Source organism: Aetokthonos hydrillicola CCALA 1050, from assembly GCF_017591665.1.
Classification (GTDB): domain Bacteria; phylum Cyanobacteriota; class Cyanobacteriia; order Cyanobacteriales; family Nostocaceae; genus Aetokthonos; species Aetokthonos hydrillicola.
Map to the genome: position 1 here is coordinate 1 of NZ_JAAKGC010000318.1, position 1975 is coordinate 1975.

Genomic DNA, 1975 nt, shown 5'->3' on the forward strand with positions numbered 1-1975 from the left:
TTGGGATATTTTGTATTTTTTCAGACATTAATTGTTTCCTTCGCCTGTTTTTCAGAGCGCCACCAATTCACTAATCGACGTAACCCTTCTTCTAAGGAGACTTGTGCTTCAAAAGCCAATAGTTTTTGAGCCTTGCTCACATCTGCAAGTCGGCGCTGTACAGGGTTAACTTTGCGTTCTGATCCATATTCTGGTTGCAAGTCCGATCCCATCACCTTAGCTAAACTATGGGCAAGGTCATTTAAACTAGTTTCTACACCACTAGCAACATTAAACACTTCGTCTGTAACATCAGCTTTAGCTGCTAATATATTAGCTCTTGCGATATCTTCGATATAGACGAAATCCATAGTCTGTTTACCATCGCCAAAAATCAGTGGCGGTTGACCTGCGGCGATGCGATCCATCCATCGAATCAATACTTCAGTGTAAACACCGTAAATATCCATACGCGGTCCATACACGTTGAAATAGCGCAAGGCTACATAGTTCAAACCATACATCTCATAGAAGCTGCGCAATAAACCCTCATTAAAGACCTTAGCTGCACCGTAGAGGGTACGGTTATTATAAGGGTGGTGAGATTCAGTGGTGGGGAAATCCTCCGCCATGCCATAAATCGAAGCAGAAGAAGCTGCGACTACTTTTTTGACTTTAGCATTGACTGCAGCTTCCAAAACATTAAACGTGCCATCAGCCAACACTTCCAATGCCAAACGTGGTTCTTCAGCACACTGTGTGATACGGATTGCTGCTTGGTGAAAGACATAATCTACACCTTGCATGACTTCCCCTAAAAGTTGGCTATTCCGAATATCACCTTCAACAATGACTAGGGAGCCATGTTCTTTGGTCCAAGCCAGATTCGCCAGCCGTCCGCGCGTGAAATTATCGAAAACAATAATTTCTGCAACTCCCTCTTTAACTAGCAAATCAGCAATATGGGAGCCAACTAAACCGGCTCCACCTGTAATTAATACGCGACTATTTTGCATTTTTTTAGAAAAAAGAGTCTATTTTTTGTGTAGATATTTCTGGACAGTATAAAAGTAATATCCAGGAATCAAACAAAAAACTGAAAAAACTTCGGTTTTTCAGTTTTTTATAAAAGCAGAATTTTCTTGTTGTAACTCAAGAAACCCGTTTTTGTTGTCATCACATCTTAGTCACAAGTTCGGTCTTCTTAGGAAGAAAATGCAAACTTGTCGACCTCTAGATTGGTAACTTTTGCCAGCTTACCGTTGTTGACGTCCACCGTAAACAAGGTGTTTTTTCCACTATTATCCTTAGCAAGGGCGTACAGTTGATTAGAAGAAGAGAAGTTTAAGTCTTTAACATCGTTAACAAGAGGACTTCCTTCAAAGCTGAGTGGGGTTAATCTCTTAATTTTGACCTTGCCGGTAATTGTAGCTTTTTCTTGCAAGTTTATCGCGATTAAAATAGGAATTCCTTCTGAGGAAGTCTCGGTTGCGAAAATATTTCCCTTGGCATCTTGGCATAGATTAGAGTATCTCTTGCCAGACATTAGTGGGGGTAGATCGAGAGAATCGCCAGAAGAAATTTTACCTGTTGTGGAATCGATTATCCCAAAGAAAAAAGGCGGAATGCCCTGGTTTCCTACGAGACAAAGTAGTTGATTCTTGGAAAGACTAAGCAAACTTTCAACTGTTTTGTCGGAATCTGCTAAGCCTAGTACTTTTTTCGATTTGAATGTAGGGTTCTTAGCACTCCCGACAGTAAAAATCAGATGGTTGAAATAAGCATCTTTCGTGTAAGAGACCGTAGAAATTACTAGATTTCCATCTCCAAGGGCTGCCAATTTCGTAATCCGGTCAGTTTCAGGGAGAGAGATGGCTTTAGATTTTTTTGGTGCGGGCGATGTATCTTCAACAGAAAGAGCTGGTGCATTCGTCTTAGAGAGAACATTTCCCGTCGACTGCTCAACAGTGTTGAGTTCTACTAACGGACTTTGGTT

The 1975-nt window shown here is 41.1% G+C and carries 2 protein-coding genes; both read right to left on the minus strand.

Going from position 1 to position 1975, the window contains the following annotated elements:
- Positions 1-20: 20 nt before the first annotated feature.
- Complete coding sequence (locus G4P69_RS37395) at positions 21-995, minus strand: NAD-dependent epimerase/dehydratase family protein (RefSeq protein WP_208340000.1); 975 nt, start codon at positions 993-995, stop codon at positions 21-23.
- 188 nt (positions 996-1183) lie between these two features.
- Positions 1184-1975, minus strand: a 792-nt coding sequence (locus G4P69_RS37400) for a hypothetical protein (RefSeq protein ID WP_208354961.1), incomplete at its 5' end; no start/stop codon positions are given.